The 18,226-nt window shown below is 65.1% G+C and carries 18 protein-coding genes; 16 read left to right on the top strand and 2 right to left on the bottom strand.

The genetic code is table 11. From position 1 onward, the window contains the following. Positions 1 to 11: 11 nt before the first annotated feature. The 11 genes from lpxD to QFZ83_RS14260 all read left to right on the top strand — a co-directional run bounded on the left by lpxD (position 12) and on the right by QFZ83_RS14260 (position 11,364). A complete protein-coding gene (lpxD, locus tag QFZ83_RS14310; RefSeq protein ID WP_306876687.1) occupies positions 12 to 989 on the top strand; it encodes a UDP-3-O-(3-hydroxymyristoyl)glucosamine N-acyltransferase in 978 nt (325 codons plus the stop codon). Between the two features lie 23 nt (positions 990 to 1,012). Continuing rightward, entirely contained in the window at positions 1,013 to 1,462 is a 450-nt protein-coding gene (gene fabZ / locus QFZ83_RS14305) for a 3-hydroxyacyl-ACP dehydratase FabZ (protein WP_013541729.1), read from the top strand. Between the two features lie 25 nt (positions 1,463 to 1,487). Further along, entirely contained in the window at positions 1,488 to 2,276 is a 789-nt protein-coding gene (lpxA, locus tag QFZ83_RS14300; protein ID WP_306876685.1) for an acyl-ACP--UDP-N-acetylglucosamine O-acyltransferase, read from the top strand. A 10-nt stretch (positions 2,277 to 2,286) separates the two neighbouring features. Continuing rightward, entirely contained in the window at positions 2,287 to 3,435 is a 1,149-nt protein-coding gene (lpxB, locus tag QFZ83_RS14295) for a lipid-A-disaccharide synthase (RefSeq protein ID WP_306876684.1), read from the top strand. After that, entirely contained in the window at positions 3,407 to 4,123 is a 717-nt protein-coding gene (gene rnhB, locus QFZ83_RS14290; RefSeq protein ID WP_306876683.1) for a ribonuclease HII, read from the top strand. The genes lpxB and rnhB overlap by 29 nt, the downstream gene beginning before the upstream one ends. 7 nt (positions 4,124 to 4,130) lie before the next feature. Continuing rightward, positions 4,131 to 4,916, top strand: coding sequence for an RNA methyltransferase (locus QFZ83_RS14285; RefSeq protein ID WP_306876682.1), 786 nt, complete (start codon positions 4,131 to 4,133; stop codon positions 4,914 to 4,916). Between the two features lie 139 nt (positions 4,917 to 5,055). Next, entirely contained in the window at positions 5,056 to 6,264 is a 1,209-nt protein-coding gene (carA, locus tag QFZ83_RS14280; RefSeq protein ID WP_306876681.1) for a glutamine-hydrolyzing carbamoyl-phosphate synthase small subunit, read from the top strand. Beyond that, entirely contained in the window at positions 6,257 to 9,505 is a 3,249-nt protein-coding gene (gene carB, locus QFZ83_RS14275) for a carbamoyl-phosphate synthase large subunit (protein ID WP_306876680.1), read from the top strand. Before carA ends, carB begins: the two co-directional genes overlap by 8 nt. Positions 9,506 to 9,513: 8 nt before the next feature. After that, on the top strand, positions 9,514 to 10,383 hold the full coding sequence (locus QFZ83_RS14270; protein ID WP_306876679.1) for a Kdo hydroxylase family protein: 870 nt from the start codon (positions 9,514 to 9,516) through the stop codon (positions 10,381 to 10,383). 64 nt (positions 10,384 to 10,447) lie between these two features. Further along, positions 10,448 to 10,924 (top strand): transcription elongation factor GreA, encoded by a 477-nt coding sequence (gene greA, locus QFZ83_RS14265; protein ID WP_013541721.1) that lies wholly within the window; start codon positions 10,448 to 10,450, stop codon positions 10,922 to 10,924. Positions 10,925 to 10,947: 23 nt separating this feature from the next. Beyond that, positions 10,948 to 11,364 carry a DUF4149 domain-containing protein gene (locus tag QFZ83_RS14260; protein WP_306876678.1) on the top strand — a complete coding sequence of 139 codons (417 nt, stop codon included), beginning with the start codon at positions 10,948 to 10,950 and terminating at the stop codon, positions 11,362 to 11,364. A gap of 49 nt (positions 11,365 to 11,413) precedes the next feature. Here the strand turns inward: QFZ83_RS14260 and QFZ83_RS14255 are convergent, their stop codons facing one another. Next, the gene (locus QFZ83_RS14255) at positions 11,414 to 12,133 is read right to left on the bottom strand and encodes a glycosyltransferase (protein ID WP_306876677.1); all 720 of its coding nucleotides are present in this window, start codon (positions 12,131 to 12,133) and stop codon (positions 11,414 to 11,416) included. 26 nt (positions 12,134 to 12,159) lie between these two features. Further along, positions 12,160 to 12,639, bottom strand: a complete 480-nt coding sequence (locus QFZ83_RS14250; protein ID WP_013541718.1) for a YhbY family RNA-binding protein — start codon at positions 12,637 to 12,639, stop codon at positions 12,160 to 12,162. A gap of 88 nt (positions 12,640 to 12,727) precedes the next feature. Here QFZ83_RS14250 and QFZ83_RS14245 point away from each other — a divergent pair, with 88 nt between their 5' ends. The 5 genes from QFZ83_RS14245 (at position 12,728) to QFZ83_RS14225 (ending at position 18,221) form a co-directional block, all read left to right on the top strand. After that, the gene (locus tag QFZ83_RS14245; protein WP_307507459.1) at positions 12,728 to 13,396 is read left to right on the top strand and encodes an RlmE family RNA methyltransferase; all 669 of its coding nucleotides are present in this window, start codon (positions 12,728 to 12,730) and stop codon (positions 13,394 to 13,396) included. 167 nt (positions 13,397 to 13,563) lie between these two features. After that, positions 13,564 to 15,480, top strand: a complete 1,917-nt coding sequence (ftsH, locus tag QFZ83_RS14240) for an ATP-dependent zinc metalloprotease FtsH (RefSeq protein WP_093433067.1) — start codon at positions 13,564 to 13,566, stop codon at positions 15,478 to 15,480. Between the two features lie 115 nt (positions 15,481 to 15,595). Then, positions 15,596 to 16,408: a dihydropteroate synthase gene (folP, locus tag QFZ83_RS14235; RefSeq protein ID WP_307507455.1), complete on the top strand. Its 813-nt coding sequence runs from the start codon at positions 15,596 to 15,598 to the stop codon at positions 16,406 to 16,408. Continuing rightward, a complete protein-coding gene (glmM, locus tag QFZ83_RS14230; RefSeq protein ID WP_307507453.1) occupies positions 16,405 to 17,742 on the top strand; it encodes a phosphoglucosamine mutase in 1,338 nt (445 codons plus the stop codon). The genes folP and glmM overlap by 4 nt, the downstream gene beginning before the upstream one ends. Next, on the top strand, positions 17,739 to 18,221 hold the full coding sequence (locus tag QFZ83_RS14225; RefSeq protein WP_307507449.1) for a GNAT family N-acetyltransferase: 483 nt from the start codon (positions 17,739 to 17,741) through the stop codon (positions 18,219 to 18,221). The genes glmM and QFZ83_RS14225 overlap by 4 nt, the downstream gene beginning before the upstream one ends. The last annotated feature ends 5 nt before the right edge of the window (positions 18,222 to 18,226 follow it).

The raw sequence follows: 18,226 nt of genomic DNA, 5'->3' as shown, positions 1-18,226 counted from the left end.
CGCGAACCGGCGTGTCTCTGCAGCTCGGAGCCATCGTTGACGCCCTCGGGGGCGAGCTTCATGGAGATGCCACGCTGTCCATCGAGCGGCTCTCGCCGCTCCAGAATGCACAGCCCGATGCGCTCAGCTTCCTGAGCCATCCCAAATACCAGCAGGAACTCGCGGCGTCGAAAGCCGCCTGCGTGATCGTGTCGCCTGCCATGCAGGAGGCGGCCGCCGCGCGCGGGGCGTTCATCGTCACGCCCGATCCGTATCTCTACTTTGCGCGCCTGACGCAACTCTGGAAGTCGCACCATGCGCGCCCGGAGGCTGACCTTGTTCATCGATCCGCCGTGATCCACCCGGAAGCCCATGTCGACGCCACGGCACGCATTGGTGCGCTCTGTGTCGTGGAGCGAGGTGCGCGCATCGGCGCGGGCAGCGTGCTGAAGTCGCGCGTGACGGTCAGCGAAGACTGCACGATCGGTGATCGCTGCCTGCTGCACCCGGGCGTGGTGATCGGTGCCGATGGCTTCGGCCTCGCGTTGCACCAGGGTGCCTGGGTCAAGATCGAGCAACTGGGTGCGGTGCGCATCGGCAACGACGTGGAGATTGGCGCCAACACCTGCATCGACCGCGGCGCGCTCGACGACACCGTCATCGAGGATGGCGTGAAGCTCGACAACCTGATCCAGATCGGCCACAACGTGCGCGTCGGCAAGAACACCGCCATGGCGGGCTGCGTCGGCGTGGCCGGCAGCGCGACCATCGGTGCCAACTGCACTTTCGGCGGTGGCGCCATCGTGCTCGGTCACCTCACGGTGGCCGATGGCGTGCATGTGTCCGCCGCGACGGTGGTGACACGATCCATTCACAAGGCCGGCCAGTACACCGGCATGTTTCCCATCGATGACAATGCGAGCTGGGAAAAAAATGCGGCAACGCTCAAGCAGTTGCACAGCCTGCGCGAACGACTGAAGGCGCTGGAGAAGGCTCCCCCGAAAAAATGACGACGATGCAGGAACAGAAAATCATGACGACGACGCTCGATATCCATCAAATCCTCAAGCTGCTTCCCCACCGCTACCCGTTCTTGCTGGTGGACCGCGTGCTGGACATGGAAAAGGGCAAGCGCATCACGGCGCTCAAGAACGTGACAATGAACGAGCCGTTCTTCAATGGCCACTTCCCGCACCGCCCGGTGATGCCGGGCGTGCTGATGCTCGAAGCCATGGCCCAGGCCGCGGCGCTTTTGTCGTTCCATTCGCTCGACATCGTGCCGGACGACAACACCGTCTACTACTTTGCCGCCATCGACGGCGCGCGTTTCAAGCGCCCCGTGGAGCCGGGCGACCAGCTCACACTCGAAGTCGAGATCGAGCGCATGAAGGCCGGCATCTCCAAGTTCAAGGGCCGCGCGCTGGTGGGCAGCGAACTCGCCTGCGAAGCCACGCTGATGTGCGCCATGCGCCAGATCAGCTGACCTCGGCTTTCGTCATCAGCAAGGCATGACCCAGGTTCACTCGACAGCGCTCGTCGACCCGCAGGCACAACTCGACGCCTCGGTGTCGGTCGGGCCTTATACCGTCATCGGCCCGCACGTGCAGATCGGGGCGGGTACCACCATCGGCGCGCATTGCGTGATCGAAGGGCGCACGACCATCGGACGTGACAACCGGATCTTCCAGTTCTCCTCGCTCGGCGCGATCCCGCAGGACAAGAAGTACGCCGGCGAGCCGACCAAGCTCGTCATTGGCGACCGGAACGTCATTCGAGAGTTCTGCACCTTCAACCTCGGCGTGCCGGGGGCGGGGGGTGTGACCAGCGTGGGCAACGACAACTGGATCATGGCGTACACGCACATCGCGCACGACTGCCATGTCGACAATCACACCACGCTGGCCAACCAGACGACGCTGGCGGGCCACGTGCACTTGGCGGACTGGGTCACGGTCGGCGGCCTCACCGGCATCCACCAGTTCGTCTCGATCGGCGCGCATGCCATGGTCGGCTTCGCGAGTGCGGTGTCGCAGGACGTGCCCCCGTTCATGCTGGTCGACGGCAATCCGCTGGCGGTTCGCGGCTTCAATGTCGTAGGGTTGCGCCGGCGCGATTTTTCGGCGCAACGACTCGCTGCGGTCAAGCAGATGCACAAGCTTCTATATCGGCAGGGCAAGACGCTCGAAGAGGCGCGCGCAGGCATCGCCACGCTGACTGCCGAAATGCCCGAGGCGGCGGGCGACGTTGCCTTGATGGAATCCTTCCTCGCCAGTTCCACGCGCGGCATTGCGCGCTGAAGTAACGGCGATGCAGTCAACCGAACAGCGACGCTTCGCGCTGGTCGCGGGCGAAGCGTCCGGCGACTTGCTCGCGGGGCTTCTTCTCGATGGCCTTCAGGCCCGCTGGCCCGACCTTGAGACCGCCGGCATCGGTGGCCCTCGCATGCTCGCGCACGGGTTCCAGAGCTGGTGGCCGCAGGAAAAGCTCGCGGTGCGGGGTTACATCGAAGTGCTACGGCATTACTCGGAAATCGCAGGCATTCGCCGCCAACTGAAGGCTCGGCTGCTGCAGGAGCGTCCCGAGCTCTTCATCGGCGTCGACGCTCCGGATTTCAACCTCGACCTCGAAGCGGGCTTGCGCAGCCAGGGCATCAAGACCGTTCACTTTGTCTGCCCCTCGATCTGGGCGTGGCGGCCGAAGCGCATCGAGAAGATCCGGGCGGCGGCCGATCACGTGCTGTGCATTTTCCCGTTCGAGCCCGAGTTGCTCGAAAAGCAGGGCGTTGCCGCGAGCTACGTAGGTCACCCGATTGCCAATGTGATTCCAATGACGCCCGACCGCGCCGGGGCCCGCGCCGCGCTGGGCCTGGCGCCCGATGCGCAGGTCGTCGCTTTGCTGCCGGGCAGCCGTCGCTCCGAAATCCGTTATCTAGCGGCCCGCTTCTTCGCCGCCGCTGCGCTGATGCAGAAGGCGCGGCCCGAACTCCAGTTCATTGCGCCCATCATCCCGAGCCTGCGCACCGAGGTCGACGCCTTGCTCCAGGCCAGCGGCATGGCGGGTCGGGTGAAGCTGCTCGATGGCCAGTCGCACGCCGCGCTCGCCGCCTGCGACGTCACGTTGATCGCGAGCGGAACCGCCACGCTCGAGGCGGCGCTCTTCAAGCGGCCGATGGTCATCGCCTACAACATGAACGGACTGTCATGGCGCCTGATGCAGCGCAAGCAACTGCAGCCGTGGGTGGGATTGCCCAATATCCTGTGCCGCGAGTTCGTGGTGCCCGAATTGCTGCAGGAAGCCGCCACGCCCGAGGCGCTGGCCCAGGCCACGCTGGCCTGGCTCGATGCACCCGAAAAGACAAAGGCCCTGCAACAAAGATTTTCCGAGCTGCACGTGCAATTGCAGCGCGATACGCCGACACTTTGCGCCGATGCGATCCAGAAAGTTCTTGAAGGCTGAGCAGGCCCGCCTGGTGTGGGACGCGCCGGGCCTGCTTGCGGGCGTCGACGAGGCCGGCCGCGGCCCGCTGGCGGGCCCTGTGGTGGCCGCGGCGGTGATCCTCGACGACACGCGGCCGATCCGTGGCCTTGCGGATTCCAAGACCCTCACTGCTCTGCAGCGCGAACGCCTGCACGACCAGATCCTGGCCAAGGCTCTGTGCTGTTCCATCGCCCAGGCGAGCGTCGAGGAAATCGACACGCACAACATCCTGCAGGCCACGATGATCGCCATGCGCCGCGCCGTCGAAGGCCTGCGGCTGAAGCCCGCCAAGGTGCTGGTAGACGGCAACCGGCTGCCGACGCTGGACGTGCTGGCCGAAGCCGTGGTCAAGGGCGATGCGCTGGTCAAGGCGATTTCGGCCGCCTCCATCCTGGCGAAGGTCCATCGCGACCGGCTGTGCGAGCAGCTGCATACCGAATTCCCGCATTACGGCTTTGCCGGCCACAAGGGCTACGGCACGCCCGAGCACCTCGAGGCGCTGCAGAAACACGGTGCATGCGTGCATCACCGCAGGTCGTTCAGTCCGGTGGCCGCGGCGTTGACGCGGACGGCGGCTGGCGCCCTGGTCATCGAAACGGAAGCGGCGATGCCGATGGTGATCGCGACGGTCGAGACCGTTCACCTCGACCTGCGCGCCGCACCTTGATCCGCCGATGACCACCGACGCCGGCGCGAGCCACATCAGCTCGCGCGACAACCCGTTGCTCAAGGACCTGCGCAAGCTCGCCCAGGACCCCGGGGCCTATCGGAAGCTGGGACGCATCTGGCTCGAAGGCGATCACCTGTGCCGGGCCGCCTTGGCACGCGGCGTCAAGCCGGCGATCGCGGTGTTTTCCGAATCTTTCTGGCCAACCGCCCCAGCTGAATGGGGCGCAAGTGCTATCAAAACCGTAGTCGTCGCCGACGATCTGCTGCGCGGCGTCAGCGGGCTGGAATCGCCGGCGCCGATGGGCTTCGTGCTCGATCAGCCGGTGCGGCCGGACTTGATCCCCGATGCTCCGAGCGTGGTGCTCGACCGCCTGCAGGACGCGGGCAATGCCGGCTCCATCCTGCGCAGCGCGGCGGCTTTCGGTTTCACCCAGGTGATCGCGCTCAAGGGCACGGCCGCTCTTTGGGCGCCGAAGGTGTTGCGAGCCGGCATGGGCGCTCATTTCGGGCTGCGGCTGATCGAAGGCGTCGAGGCGGATGCGCTTGACGCATTGAAGATTCCGCTTGTCGCCACCAGTTCGCACCGTGGCGACTGGCTGCACCAGGCCCGCCTGCCGTACCCCTGCGCCTGGCTGATGGGCCACGAAGGGCAGGGCGTTTCCGCCGCATTGGAAGCCCGCGCGACGCACCATATCCGCATCGCCCAGCCCGGCGGCGAGGAGTCGCTGAACGTGGCCGCCGCCGCCGCGATCTGCCTGCACGCAAGCGGAGCGGCCCTTCAGGCCGGATAAGCCCTCAGTCCGGGCTACAATCGGGGGCTTACTCGCAATAGCGTCGCCCGGCCGCCTTTAACGCCAAAATCCCCTTAAGCAGCAGTCCGCAGGCAACGCGCCTGGGGCTCCGGGCGACCGTAACCATCCGGAGAACCCAGTGCTTTTGTCTCTCAAGGGAAATTTCCCGCCCGCCATCCTGGCGCTCGCAGACGGCACGGTCTTTCAAGGCAATTCGATCGGAGCCGCCGGCTCCACGACCGGTGAAGTGGTGTTCAACACCGCCATGACCGGTTACCAGGAAATCCTCACCGACCCGAGCTACTGCCAGCAGATCGTCACCCTGACGTATCCGCACATCGGCAACTACGGCGTCAACGGGGAAGACATCGAAGCCGACAAGATCCATGCCGCGGGCCTGATCATCAAGGACCTGCCCCTCGTCGCCTCCAACTTCCGCCAGACCGCCACGCTGAGCGAATACCTCGTGGCCGGCAAGACGGTCGCCATCGCGAACATCGACACCCGCAAGCTCACGCGGCACCTGCGCACCCATGGCGCGCAGAACGGCTGCATCCTGGGCCTGGCCGAAGGAGAAGCGGTGACGCAGGCGCTGATCGACAAGGCCATCGCCGCCGCCAAGGCCGCGCCGAGCATGGCGGGCCTGGACCTCGCCAAGGTCGTATCGGTCACAGAGACCTACGAATGGACCGAGACCGAGTGGAAGCTCGTGAACCTGAACGGCAAGCCGGGCTACGGCGTGCAGATCACGCCCAAGTTCCACGTTGTCGCCTTCGACTACGGCGTCAAGAAGAACATCCTGCGCATGATCGCGCAGCGCGGCGCGCGCATCACCGTGGTGCCGGCGCAGACGCCCGCGGCCGACGTGCTCAAGCTCAAGCCCGACGGCATCTTCCTGGCCAACGGCCCCGGCGACCCGGAGCCTTGCGACTACGCCATCAGCGCCGTCAAGGAGCTGATCGAGACCGGCATTCCCACCTTCGGCATTTGCCTCGGCCACCAGATCATGGCGCTCGCCTCGGGCGCCAAGACCTTCAAGATGAAGTTTGGTCATCACGGCGCGAACCATCCGGTGAAGGACCTGGACAACGGCCGCGTGAGCATCACCAGCCAGAACCACGGCTTCGCAGTCGACGAGAAGTCGCTGCCGGCCAACCTGCGTCCCACCCACATCAGCCTGTTCGACAACACGCTTCAGGGCCTGGCACGCACCGACAAGCCGGCGTTCTGCTTCCAGGGCCACCCGGAAGCCTCGCCCGGTCCGCACGACATCGGCTATTTGTTCGACCGCTTCACGGCACTCATGGAAAAGAACAAGACAGAAAAGACGGAGAGCAAGAATGCCTAAGCGCACAGACCTCAAATCGATCCTCATCATCGGCGCCGGCCCGATCATCATCGGCCAGGCCTGCGAGTTCGACTACTCCGGCGTGCAGGCCTGCAAGGCGCTGCGCGAAGAAGGCTACAAGGTCATCCTGATCAACAGCAACCCCGCCACGATCATGACCGACCCGGCCACCGCCGACGTCACCTACATCGAGCCCATCACCTGGCAGACGGTCGAGAAAATCATCGCCAAGGAACGCCCCGACGCGATCCTGCCGACCATGGGCGGTCAGACCGCGCTGAACTGCGCGCTGGACCTCTGGCGCAACGGCGTGCTCGACAAGTACACGGGCGCAGCCACCAACAAGCCGGTCGAGCTCATCGGCGCCACGCCTGAAGCCATCGACAAGGCCGAAGACCGCCTGAAGTTCAAGGACGCGATGACCAAGATCGGTCTTGGTTCGGCGCGCTCGGGCATCGCCCACACGATGGACGAGGCCTGGGCCGTGCAAAAGACGCTGGGCTTCCCGACCGTGATCCGCCCCAGCTTCACGCTCGGCGGCACCGGTGGCGGCATCGCCTACAACCCCGACGAATTCGAGACCATCTGCAAGCGCGGCATCGAAGCCTCGCCCACCAACGAGCTTCTGATCGAAGAATCGCTGCTCGGCTGGAAAGAGTACGAGATGGAAGTCGTGCGCGACAAGGCCGACAACTGCATCATCGTCTGCTCGATCGAAAACCTCGACCCGATGGGCGTGCACACCGGCGACTCGATCACCGTGGCGCCCGCGCAGACGCTCTCGGACAAGGAATACCAGATCCTGCGCAACGCTTCACTGGCCGTGCTGCGCGAGATCGGCGTCGATACCGGCGGCTCGAACGTGCAGTTCTCCATCAATCCGAAGGACGGTCGCATGGTCGTCATCGAGATGAATCCGCGCGTCTCGCGTTCGTCGGCGCTGGCCTCCAAGGCCACGGGCTTCCCGATCGCCAAGGTCGCGGCCAAGCTGGCCGTGGGCTACACGCTCGACGAGCTGCGCAACGAGATCACCGGCGGCGCGACGCCCGCGTCGTTCGAACCCTCGATCGACTATGTGGTCACCAAGATCCCGCGTTTCGCCTTCGAGAAATTCCCGCAGGCCGACTCGCGCCTGACGACGCAGATGAAGTCGGTGGGCGAGGTCATGGCAATGGGCCGCACCTTCCAGGAGTCGTTCCAGAAAGCCCTGCGCGGCCTCGAAGTGGGCGTCGACGGCCTGAACGAGAAGACGCAGGACCGCGAAGTGCTCGAAAAGGAACTGGGCGAGCCCGGTCCCGAGCGCATCTGGTACGTGGGCGATGCCTTCGCCATGGGCCTGAGCGTGGATGAAGTGTTCGCGCTGACCAAGATCGACCCGTGGTTCCTGGTGCAGATCGAGGAGATCGTGAAGATCGAACTCGAGCTGGAAACCAAGTCGCTGGACGACATCGACAAGGACACGCTGCTCGCGCTCAAGAAGAAGGGCTTCTCCGATCGCCGCCTCGCCAAGCAACTCAAGACCACCGACACGGCGATCCGCGAGAAGCGCCGGGCTCTCGGTGTGCGCCCGGTCTACAAGCGCGTGGACACCTGCGCGGCCGAGTTCGCGACCAACACGGCCTACATGTATTCGACCTATGAAGACGAGTGCGAAGCCGACCCCACGGACAAGAAGAAGATCATGGTGCTCGGCGGCGGTCCCAACCGCATCGGCCAGGGCATCGAGTTCGACTACTGCTGCGTGCACGCCGCGCTCGCGATGCGCGAGGACGGCTACGAGACCATCATGGTCAACTGCAATCCCGAGACCGTGTCGACCGACTACGACACCTCCGACCGCCTGTACTTCGAGCCGCTCACGCTCGAAGACGTGCTGGAAATCGTCGACAAGGAAAAGCCGCTCGGCGTGATCGTGCAGTACGGCGGCCAGACGCCGTTGAAGCTCGCGCTGGACCTCGAAGCCAACGGCGTGCCGATCATCGGCACCTCGCCCGACATGATCGACGCGGCCGAAGACCGCGAGCGCTTTCAGAAGCTGCTGCACGAGCTGGGCCTGCGCCAGCCGCCAAACGCCACCGCGCGCACCGAACCTGAAGCGCTCGAAAAGGCTGCGGCGCTCGGTTATCCGCTGGTGGTGCGTCCGAGCTATGTGCTCGGTGGCCGCGCGATGGAAATCGTGCACGAGCAGCGCGACCTCGAGCGCTACATGCGTGAAGCCGTCAAGGTGAGCAACGACTCGCCCGTGCTGCTCGACCGCTTCCTGAACGACGCGGTCGAATGCGACGTCGACTGCATCCGCGACGCCGAAGGCGGCACGCTGATCGGCGGCGTGATGGAGCACATCGAACAGGCCGGCGTGCACTCGGGCGACTCCGCCTGCTCGCTGCCGCCCTACAGCCTGAGCGCCGAAACGATCGCCGAGCTCAAGCGCCAGAGCGCTGCCATGGCGGCCGCACTGAACGTGGTCGGCCTCATGAACGTGCAGTTCGCGATTCAGCAGAAAGATGGCAAGGACGTCATCTACGTGCTCGAAGTGAACCCGCGTGCGTCGCGCACCGTGCCTTACGTGAGCAAGGCCACCGGCATCCAGCTCGCAAAGGTGGCCGCACGCTGCATGGCCGGCCAGTCGCTCGCGTCGCAGGGCGTGACCAAGGAAGTGACACCGCCGTATTTCAGCGTGAAGGAAGCCGTGTTCCCGTTCGTCAAGTTCCCGGGCGTGGACACGATCCTCGGCCCGGAGATGAAGTCGACCGGCGAAGTGATGGGCGTGGGCAAGACCTTCGGCGAAGCCTTCGTGAAGTCGCAACTGGGCGCGGGCACGCACCTGCCGAAGTCGGGCAAGGTCTTCATCTCGGTGAAGAACAACGACAAGGCACGTGCCGTGGAAGTGGCGCGCGGCCTGGCGAAGCTGGGCTTCGAACTGATCGCGACCAAGGGCACGGCCGCCGCCATCGCCGCTGCGGGCATCGAATGCGCGACGGTGAACAAGGTGACCGAAGGCCGCCCGCACATCGTGGACATGATCAAGAACAACGAGATTGCGCTGGTCATCAACACGGTGGAAGAACGCCGCAACGCGATCACCGATTCGCGGCAGATCCGCACCTCGGCGCTGCTGGCCCGCGTGACGACCTTCACCACGATCTTCGGCGCCGAAGCCGCGGTCGAGGGCATGGGCTTCATGGACGAGCTGGGCGTGATCTCGGTGCAGGAGATGCACGCGCAACTCGCCGCAGCCTGAGCGACGACATGGCAACGCAGCTCGTCGAACTCGGCCTGACCGACTGGAACGCGGCCACGCCCAACAAGGCGTGGATCGCGGAGCTGGAAGCAGGCAAGGTGCTGTACTTTCCGCGCCTGGGTTTCGAGTTGCTGCCCGAAGAGCGCAGCCTGCTCACGCCCAGCCTGCTGTCGCCCGACGTGCGCAACATCAGCCTCGACGCCAACGGCAAGCTCAAGGGCGCCGTCGGCGACGAGGCCGTGCAGCGCACGGCGGCGGCGATGGTGGGACGGTTTCGCGCGCAGGCGCAGCAGCTCATTCATGGCCTGCTGCCGCACTACACGCCGGCACTGCGCCTCGCACCCACGAGCTACCGGCCGGCGCAGGTCGAGACGCGCGTGCAGTCGTGGCGCGCGGACGACCGTCGGCTGCACGTCGATGCGTTTCCGTCGCGTCCCAACTACGGCGAGCGCATCCTGCGCGTGTTCACCAACGTGAATCCCGAAGGCGCGCCGCGCGTGTGGCGCGTGGGCGAGCCTTTCGAGGACATCGCCAGGCGTTTCCTGCCGCGAGCCAAGCCCTATGCGCGCTGGCAGGCCAAGCTGCTGCAGGCGCTGCACGTGACCAAGTCGTTCCGCAGCGAATACGACCACCTGATGCTTCAGCTGCACGACGGCATGAAGTCGGACATGGCGTACCAGGAAACTTCACCGCAGGAGAAGGCCGAGTTCCCGCCGGGTTCGGTGTGGGTGTGCTTTTCCGACCAGACCTCGCACGCTGTGATGGCGGGCCAGTACATGCTCGAGCAGACCCTTCATCTGGCTGCTTCGAAGCAATACAATCCCGACTCGAGCCCGCTCGCCATCCTGAGCCGGCTGACCGGACGCAATCTCGTCTGATCTGTCCCCCCAATCGACCGCCGAACGGCATCGTTCGGCGGTTTCGCTTTATGGAGAACCAAACATGGCCACCATTCCAATCACCAAGCGCGGTGCCGAAAAGCTGCGCGCCGAGTTGCATCAACTGAAGACCGTTGAGCGCCCCTGGGTCATCAACGCGATTTCCGAAGCCCGCGCGCAGGGCGACCTGAGCGAGAACGCCGAATACGAGGTCGCCAAGGACCGCCAGGGCTTCATCGAAGGCCGCATCCAGGAGGTCGAGGGCAAGCTTTCGGCCGCGCAGATCATCGATCCGTCGGAGCTCGACGCCGGCGGCAAGGTGGTGTTCGGCTCGACCGTGGAGCTCGAGGAAGAAGAGTCGGGTGAAGCCGTCAAGTACCAGATCGTGGGCGAAGACGAAGCCGATCTGAAGCTGGGCCTCATCAACATCTCCAGTCCGATCGCTCGCGCGCTGATCGGCAAGGAAGAGGGCGACACCGCCGAAGTGCAGGCCCCGGGTGGCCTGAAGCGCTACGAGATCGTGGCTGTTCGCTACCTCTGATCGTCCAGCCGATAGAGCCTTCGATGAAAGACCGCCTGGCCCTGCTGCTAGCCGCCTTCTGGTGGGGCAGCCTCACGACGATCGGCTTCCTCGTCGTTCCGATGCTGTTCGCCAAGCTCGGCAATCCGGCGGTTGCGGGCAATTTTGCCGGCCAGCTGTTCGAGGCGCAGAGCTGGGTTGCCATCGGCTGCGGCCTGATCCTGCTGATTCATTTCCGGAGCAAGGCCGATGAGCGCATGGATGCGGCCACGATGACCTCCATCGGTCTCGTCCTCGGCGCGCTGTTGCTGGCGCTGCTTCAGCAATACGCCGTGGCGCCGCGCATCCTGGCGCGGGAGAACCTGAAGCTCTGGCACACCGTCGGCAGCGGCATGTATGTCGTGCAATGGCTGTGCACGTTGGTGCTGCTTTGGCGCATGGGCGCTCGGCCCGGTCGCTGACCAGCCGGCGATAAAGCGGCGATGGCGGCTTTCGCCGCCATCTACACACTCACTCTTTCCAGAACTCAGCGACCCAGTTCGCGGGCCGGATGTACCGGAAGGCGCGATTGCGCCGGCCCGCCAGCGCATCAGGCGGATTGCACTCGCCATGAAAAATCATGATGCGTGCGCCTTCGGGGACGAAGGGCGCGTCCCAGTAGTTGGTCGGCCAGGTAGGGATGCCGTGGTACTTGAAGCTCGGGCACCAGGCGTCGGGCCAATAGGAGAGCTTGCCTTGCTTGTGCAGCATGGCTGACAGGTAGGTCTGTTCGTTGCGGTATTCGGCCTGGACCTTGTCCATGTTGTTCCGGAAATACGCCAGCACGTCGGCATGGGCGCCCAGCTCGAACCGGTAGACCGATGAATTCCCGGTGATCCGTCGGCCCCGCCAAGGGCGGGCGTAGTCGTGAATGATCAGGAATTCACCAGGCTGCTCGAAGAAGGCATCGAGGCTGCCCACGACGACCACGTCGACGTCCAGGAAGAGGGCGGTGCCGCGCAGGCCGTGCAGATCGCGTTCGAGGGTCGTGAGCTTCTTCCAGGCGCCGTCGCGCTGGCCGGGGGCCAGTTGCAGGTTCAGCGGCGGGATCGGCAGGCAGGTCACCTCGGGGCGGATGCCGGTGCCGTCATCGGTCAGGCAGACGAACTTGAAGTCGCCGCTCAGGTTGCGGCGCACCATCGCGTAGAGGCGGTTGACGTATTCGGGGCCGTACTTCGTGCCCCACTTCATGCAGAGGATATGGCGTCCCACCCGGCTCAATCCGACTGGTTGCGCTTCTTGGCCGACAGCGGCCGCTTGGCCTTGGCGCGCTTGATGGTGCCGCCGGGGGTGAGGCGCTGGTTGCCGAGCACGCGCAGCGTCTTGATTTCGGGGCGTTGGCCGCCGCGCTTGCTGTACTTCAGCACCTTGACGTCGCGCGGGCCGGGCATGCGGTCTTCATCGACCACTTTTTCTTTTTCGGGTATCGGACGCCAGAGCACCAGCAGCTTGCCGATGTGCTGAATGGGGGCGGCGTTGAGCTCGTTGGCGAGTTCTTGCAGCATGGCGTCGCGGGCGAGGCGGTCGTCGGAGAAGACGCGGACCTTGATCAGGCCATGGGCCTTCAGGGCGGAGTCCGCCTCTTTTTTCACGGCAGGGGTAAGCCCGTCTCCACCGACCATGACGATCGGATCCAGGTGGTGAGCTTCGGCGCGGTGCACCTTGCGCTCGGCAGGGGTAAGTTGAATGGCGGGCATCCCCGTATTATCGAGGGTAGAAAGCACCTCCAGAGCCGCCGGGCCGTTCCCAAGGCGAATACCGCAGTGCGGAGCACGGAGGTTCCCAATGAGCACCAAAGCAAAAAGCAAAAAAGTCAACAAAGCCTGGCTTCACGATCACATCAATGATCCGTACGTGAAATTGGCCACGCGAGAGGGGTATCGCGCACGCGCCGCCTACAAGCTCAAGGAGATCGACGAGTCGCTGGGATTGGTCAAACCGGGCCAATTGGTGGTCGACCTGGGCTCCACGCCCGGGGCTTGGAGCCAGTACCTGCGACGGCGCATGTCTCCCGAGGGCGCCGCGGTCGGCACGCTGAACGGCACCATCATCGCGCTCGACATGCTGGCCATGGAGCCCATCGAGGGGGTCACTTTTCTCCAAGGGGACTTCCGCGAGGCGGAGTTGCTGGAGCAGGTTCTCGGGGTGTTGGCGGGACGGAAGGCCGACCTGGTGGTCTCGGACATGGCGCCCAACATTTCCGGCATCCATTCGGCCGATGGCGCCCGCATTGCGCACCTGATCGAGCTTGCGGTCGACTTCGCCCAGCACCATCTGAAGCCCGAGGGCGCTCTGGTGGCCAAGCTTTTCCATGGAAGCGGCTATGACGAATCGGTCAAGCTGTTCAAGGCCAGTTTCCGTACCGTCAAGCCGTTCAAGCCCAAGGCTTCGCGCGATAAATCGGCCGAGACTTTCCTGGTCGGGATGGGTTTGAAGGCCCTGGATACGCCTTGATACCTTGCCGCTACAGGTGGTCAGGGGGGCGCAAACCCTTGTCAGGCTATGGCTGCTTTAGGGAAATGCCCGTTTTTCGCAGCTTGAAAAGCCTAAAATGGGGCGCAATTGCGTACCCATAGCGCGTTTTTCACATCCTCGTCACGCGCTTTCGACTGGAGCTTCGTTTGAACAATCAGTGGTTTTCCAAAGTTGCCGTATGGCTCGTCATTGCCATGGTGTTGTTCACTGTGTTCAAGCAGTTCGACACCCGCGGCGGCGTCGGCTCTGGCGCAGTGAGCTACTCCGAATTTCTCGACCAGGTTCGCGGCAACCAGATCAAGAGCGCCGTCATCCCTGAAGGCGCCGGCGGCGGCGAGATCGTCGCTGTCACCAACGACGATCGCAAGATCCGCACGACCGCCACGGTCCTCGACCGCGGCCTCGTGGGCGACTTGATCGACCACAACGTCAAGTTCGACGTCAAGCCGCGCGAAGAGGGCTCGCTCCTCATGACGCTCCTGGTGAGCTGGGGCCCGATGCTCCTCCTGATCGGCGTCTGGATCTACTTCATGCGACAGATGCAGGGCGGCGGCAAGGGCGGGGCGTTCAGCTTCGGCAAGAGCAAGGCCCGCATGATGGACGAGAACAACAACACGGTCACCTTCGCCGACGTCGCAGGCTGCGACGAGGCCAAGGAAGAAGTCCGCGAAGTCGTCGACTTCCTCAAAGATCCGCAGCGCTTCCAGAAACTTGGCGGCCGCATTCCGCGCGGTTTGCTGCTGGTCGGCCCTCCCGGCACTGGCAAGACCCTCTTGGCCAAGTCGATCGCCGGCGAAGCCAAGGTCCCTTTCTTCTCGATCTCCGGCTCCGACTTCGTTGAAATGTTCGTCGGCGTGGGCGCGGCCCGTGTCCGCGACATGTTCGAGAACGCCAAGAAGAATGCCCCCTGCATCATCTTCATCGACGAAATCGATGCGGTGGGTCGTCAGCGCGGTGCCGGCCTCGGCGGTGGCAACGACGAACGCGAGCAAACCCTGAACCAGATGCTGGTCGAGATGGACGGCTTCGAAACCAACCTCGGCGTGATCGTGGTGGCTGCCACCAACCGTCCGGACATCCTGGACGCCGCGCTGCTGCGCCCGGGTCGTTTCGACCGCCAGGTCTATGTCACGCTGCCCGACATTCGCGGCCGCGAACAGATCCTCGGCGTGCACATGCGCAAGGTCCCGCTGGGCCAGGACGTGAACCCGAGCGTGATCGCCCGCGGCACGCCCGGCATGTCCGGCGCCGACCTGGCCAACCTCTGCAATGAAGCCGCTCTCATGGCCGCCCGCCGCAATGCGCGTGTTGTCGAGATGCAGGACTTCGAGAAGGCCAAGGACAAGATCTTCATGGGCCCCGAGCGCAAGAGCATGGTCATGCCCGAGGAAGAGCGCCGCAACACGGCCTACCACGAGTCCGGCCACGCCCTCATCGGCAAGCTGCTGCCCAAGTGCGACCCGGTCCACAAGGTCACGATCATTCCGCGTGGCCGCGCCCTCGGCGTGACCATGAGCCTGCCGGCGCAAGACCGCTACAGCTACGACCGCGAATACATGCTCAACCAGATCAGCATGCTGTTCGGTGGCCGGATCGCCGAAGAGGTGTTCATGCACCAGATGACCACCGGCGCCAGCAACGACTTCGAGCGCGCGACCTCCATTGCCCGTGACATGGTCACGCGTTACGGCATGACCGATGCGCTGGGCCCGATGGTCTACGCCGAGAACGAAGGCGAAGTGTTCCTCGGCCGCTCGGTCACCAAGACCACGAACATGAGCGAGCAGACCATGGAAAAGGTCGACGGCGAAGTGCGCCGCATCATCGACGAGCAGTACGCCCTGGCGCGCAACCTGATCGAAGCGAACAGCGACAAGATGCACGCGATGGCGAAGGCGTTGCTCGAATGGGAAACCATCGATTCCGAGCAGCTCGACGACATCATGGCCGGCCGTGCACCGCGTCCGCCCAAGGACTGGACGCCGCGGACCCCTCCTTCGGGCAGCGGCGGCAGTGGCGGCACGCCGGCGGTCAACACTGACCCGGCGCCGACCGCCGCTTGAGGTGGGCTTGAAATCAAGCAACAACGGGGCCTCTGGCCCCGTTTTCCATGGTGAGCCGGGGGGCGCAGTCTGGCAGACCTCGCGTTTCAGGATCGACCTCGCGCAGCCGCGCGTCATGGGCATCGTCAACGTCACGCCCGATTCCTTCTCCGATGGCGGCGCGCACGCGTCCACCGACACCGCGCTGCGGCACTGCGAGCAGTTGTTGAAGGAGGGCGCGGACATCCTGGACATCGGCGGGGAATCCACCCGCCCGGGCAGCCCGGCCGTTCCGCTCGACGCCGAACTGGCGCGCGTGCTGCCGGTAGTGCGCGAGGCGGTGAAGCTGAACGTGCCGCTCTCCATCGACACCTACAAGCCCGAGGTCATGCGCGCCGTGCTCGACCTGGGCGCGGACATCGTCAACGACATCTGGGCGCTGCGCCACCCGGGCGCGCGCGAAGCCGTTGCGGCGCATCCGTCTTGCGGCATCTGCCTGATGCACATGCACCGCGATCCGCAGACCATGCAGGCCGTGCCGATGCAGGGCGACGTGATCCCCGAGGTGCTGTCGTTCTGGGCCGCGCAGCTGGCGCAGCTCCACGCGCTGCAGATCGATCCGTCGCGCATCACGCTCGATCCGGGCATTGGCTTCGGGAAAACCGTGACGCAGAATTTCGCCCTGCTGGGCCGGCAGCGCGAGCTGCTCGGTGCCGGCTACCCGCTGCTCCTGGGCTGGTCGCGCAAGTCGTCGATCGGCGCCGTCACTGGCATCGAGGTGGCGGGCGAGCGCATCGTGCCCAGCGTCGCGGCCGCGGTGCTGGCCGTGGACCGCGGCGCCGCCATCGTGCGCGTGCACGACGTGCGCGACACGGTGGCCGCCCTTGCGGTGTGGCGCGCCATGAAGGCAGCAGCACAACAAAGACAAACAAAAGAGGAACTCGCATGACCCGCAAATATTTCGGCACCGACGGCATCCGCGGCACCGTTGGCCAGGCACCCATCACACCCGACTTCGTGTTGCGCCTCGCGCACGCCGTGGGCCGTGTGCTCAAGAAAACCGAAGCCCGCCCCCGTGTGCTGATCGGCAAGGACACCCGCATTTCGGGCTACATGCTCGAATCGGCACTTGAGTCGGGCTTCAATTCGGCCGGCGTCGACGTCGTGCTGCTTGGCCCGCTGCCCACGCCTGGCGTGGCGTACCTCACGCGCGCCCAGCGCGCGAGCCTCGGTGTGGTGATCAGCGCCAGCCACAACGCCTTTCCCGACAACGGCATCAAGTTCTTCAGCGCGCAGGGCACCAAGCTCGACGATGCATGGGAGCTGGCCGTCGAGGCCGCGCTGGAAGAAGCGCCGGTCTGGGTGGATTCCGTCAACCTCGGCAAGGCCCGCCGCCTCGACGATGCGTCCGGCCGCTACATCGAGTTCTGCAAGAGCACCTTCGCCAACGACCTCACGCTGCGCGGCATGAAGCTCGTGGTCGATGCGGCGCACGGTGCCGCATACCAGGTGGCGCCCAACGTGTTCCACGAACTGGGCGCGGAAGTGACCAGCATCGGCTGCGCGCCCGACGGGCTCAACATCAACAAGGACTTCGGCGCGACCCATCCCGAGGCATTGGTCGCCGCGGTGACGGCGCAGAAGGCCGACTACGGCATCGCGCTCGACGGCGACGCCGACCGCCTGCAACTGGTCGATGCCAACGGCCGTCTCTTCAACGGCGACGAACTGCTCTACCTGATGGTGGCCGAGCGCATCGCGCGCGGCGAGAAGCCGGTGGGCGTGGTCGGCACGCTCATGACCAACAAGGCGGTGGAAGTCGCGCTGCGCGGGCAGGACATCGAATTCGTGCGCGCCAAGGTCGGCGACCGCTACGTGCTCGAAGAGCTCGACAAGCGCGGCTGGCTTCTGGGCGGCGAGGGCTCGGGTCATCTGCTGGCGCTCGATCGCCACACCACCGGCGACGGCATCGTGAGCGCTCTGCAAGTGCTGCAGGCGTGCGTCCGCAGCGGCAAGACGGTGGCGCAGTTGCTCGAAGGCGTCACGCTCTTCCCGCAGACGCTGATCAACGTGCGCTTGGCGCCCGGACAGAACTGGAAGGACAACCAGGCGCTGGCCAGCGAGACCGAGCGCATCGAAGCCGAACTGGGCGACGGCGGCCGCGTGCTGATCCGCGCGAGCGGCACCGAGCCGCTGGTGCGCGTGATGGTCGAGGCGCGTGATGCCAAGCAGTCTCGCTCGTGTGCAGAACGCCTGGCAGCGACGCTGCAGCCACCGCAATGAGCATCCGGACCTTCGTCGCGGATTACGGTGACGCTGCGCAAGCCGCGGCCCTCGTCGGCCTGCTCGATGCGTACGCCCGCGATCCTGCCGGTGGCGGCACACCGCTCGATGCCGCGGTGCGCGAAGGCTTGCCGGCGGCGCTGGCAGCGCGTCCGCAGGCCTTTAGCGTGCTGGCTTTCGATGGCGACACGCCCGTGGGCCTGATCAATTGCATCGAGGGCTTCTCGACTTTCGCCTGCAAGCCGCTGGTCAACGTGCACGACGTGGTCGTGCTGTCCAGCCATCGCGGCCAGCGTGTCGCCCAGCAGATGTTCGCGCTGGTGGAGCAGGAGGCGCGCAAGCGCGGCGCCTGCAAGCTCACCCTCGAAGTGCTGTCGGGCAATGCGCCGGCGCTGCGCTCGTATGAGCGCGAGGGATTCATCGGCTACCAGCTCGATCCGGCTTTCGGGCACGCGATCTTTTTGCAGAAGAAGCTCTGAAAAGA

This window comes from Variovorax sp. W1I1 (genome assembly GCF_030815625.1).
In the GTDB taxonomy this organism is placed as follows: Bacteria; Pseudomonadota; Gammaproteobacteria; order Burkholderiales; family Burkholderiaceae_C; genus Variovorax; species Variovorax paradoxus_C.
The sequence above is the reverse complement of the archived record's forward strand: the minus strand, read 5'-3'. Positions and strand labels throughout refer to the sequence as shown.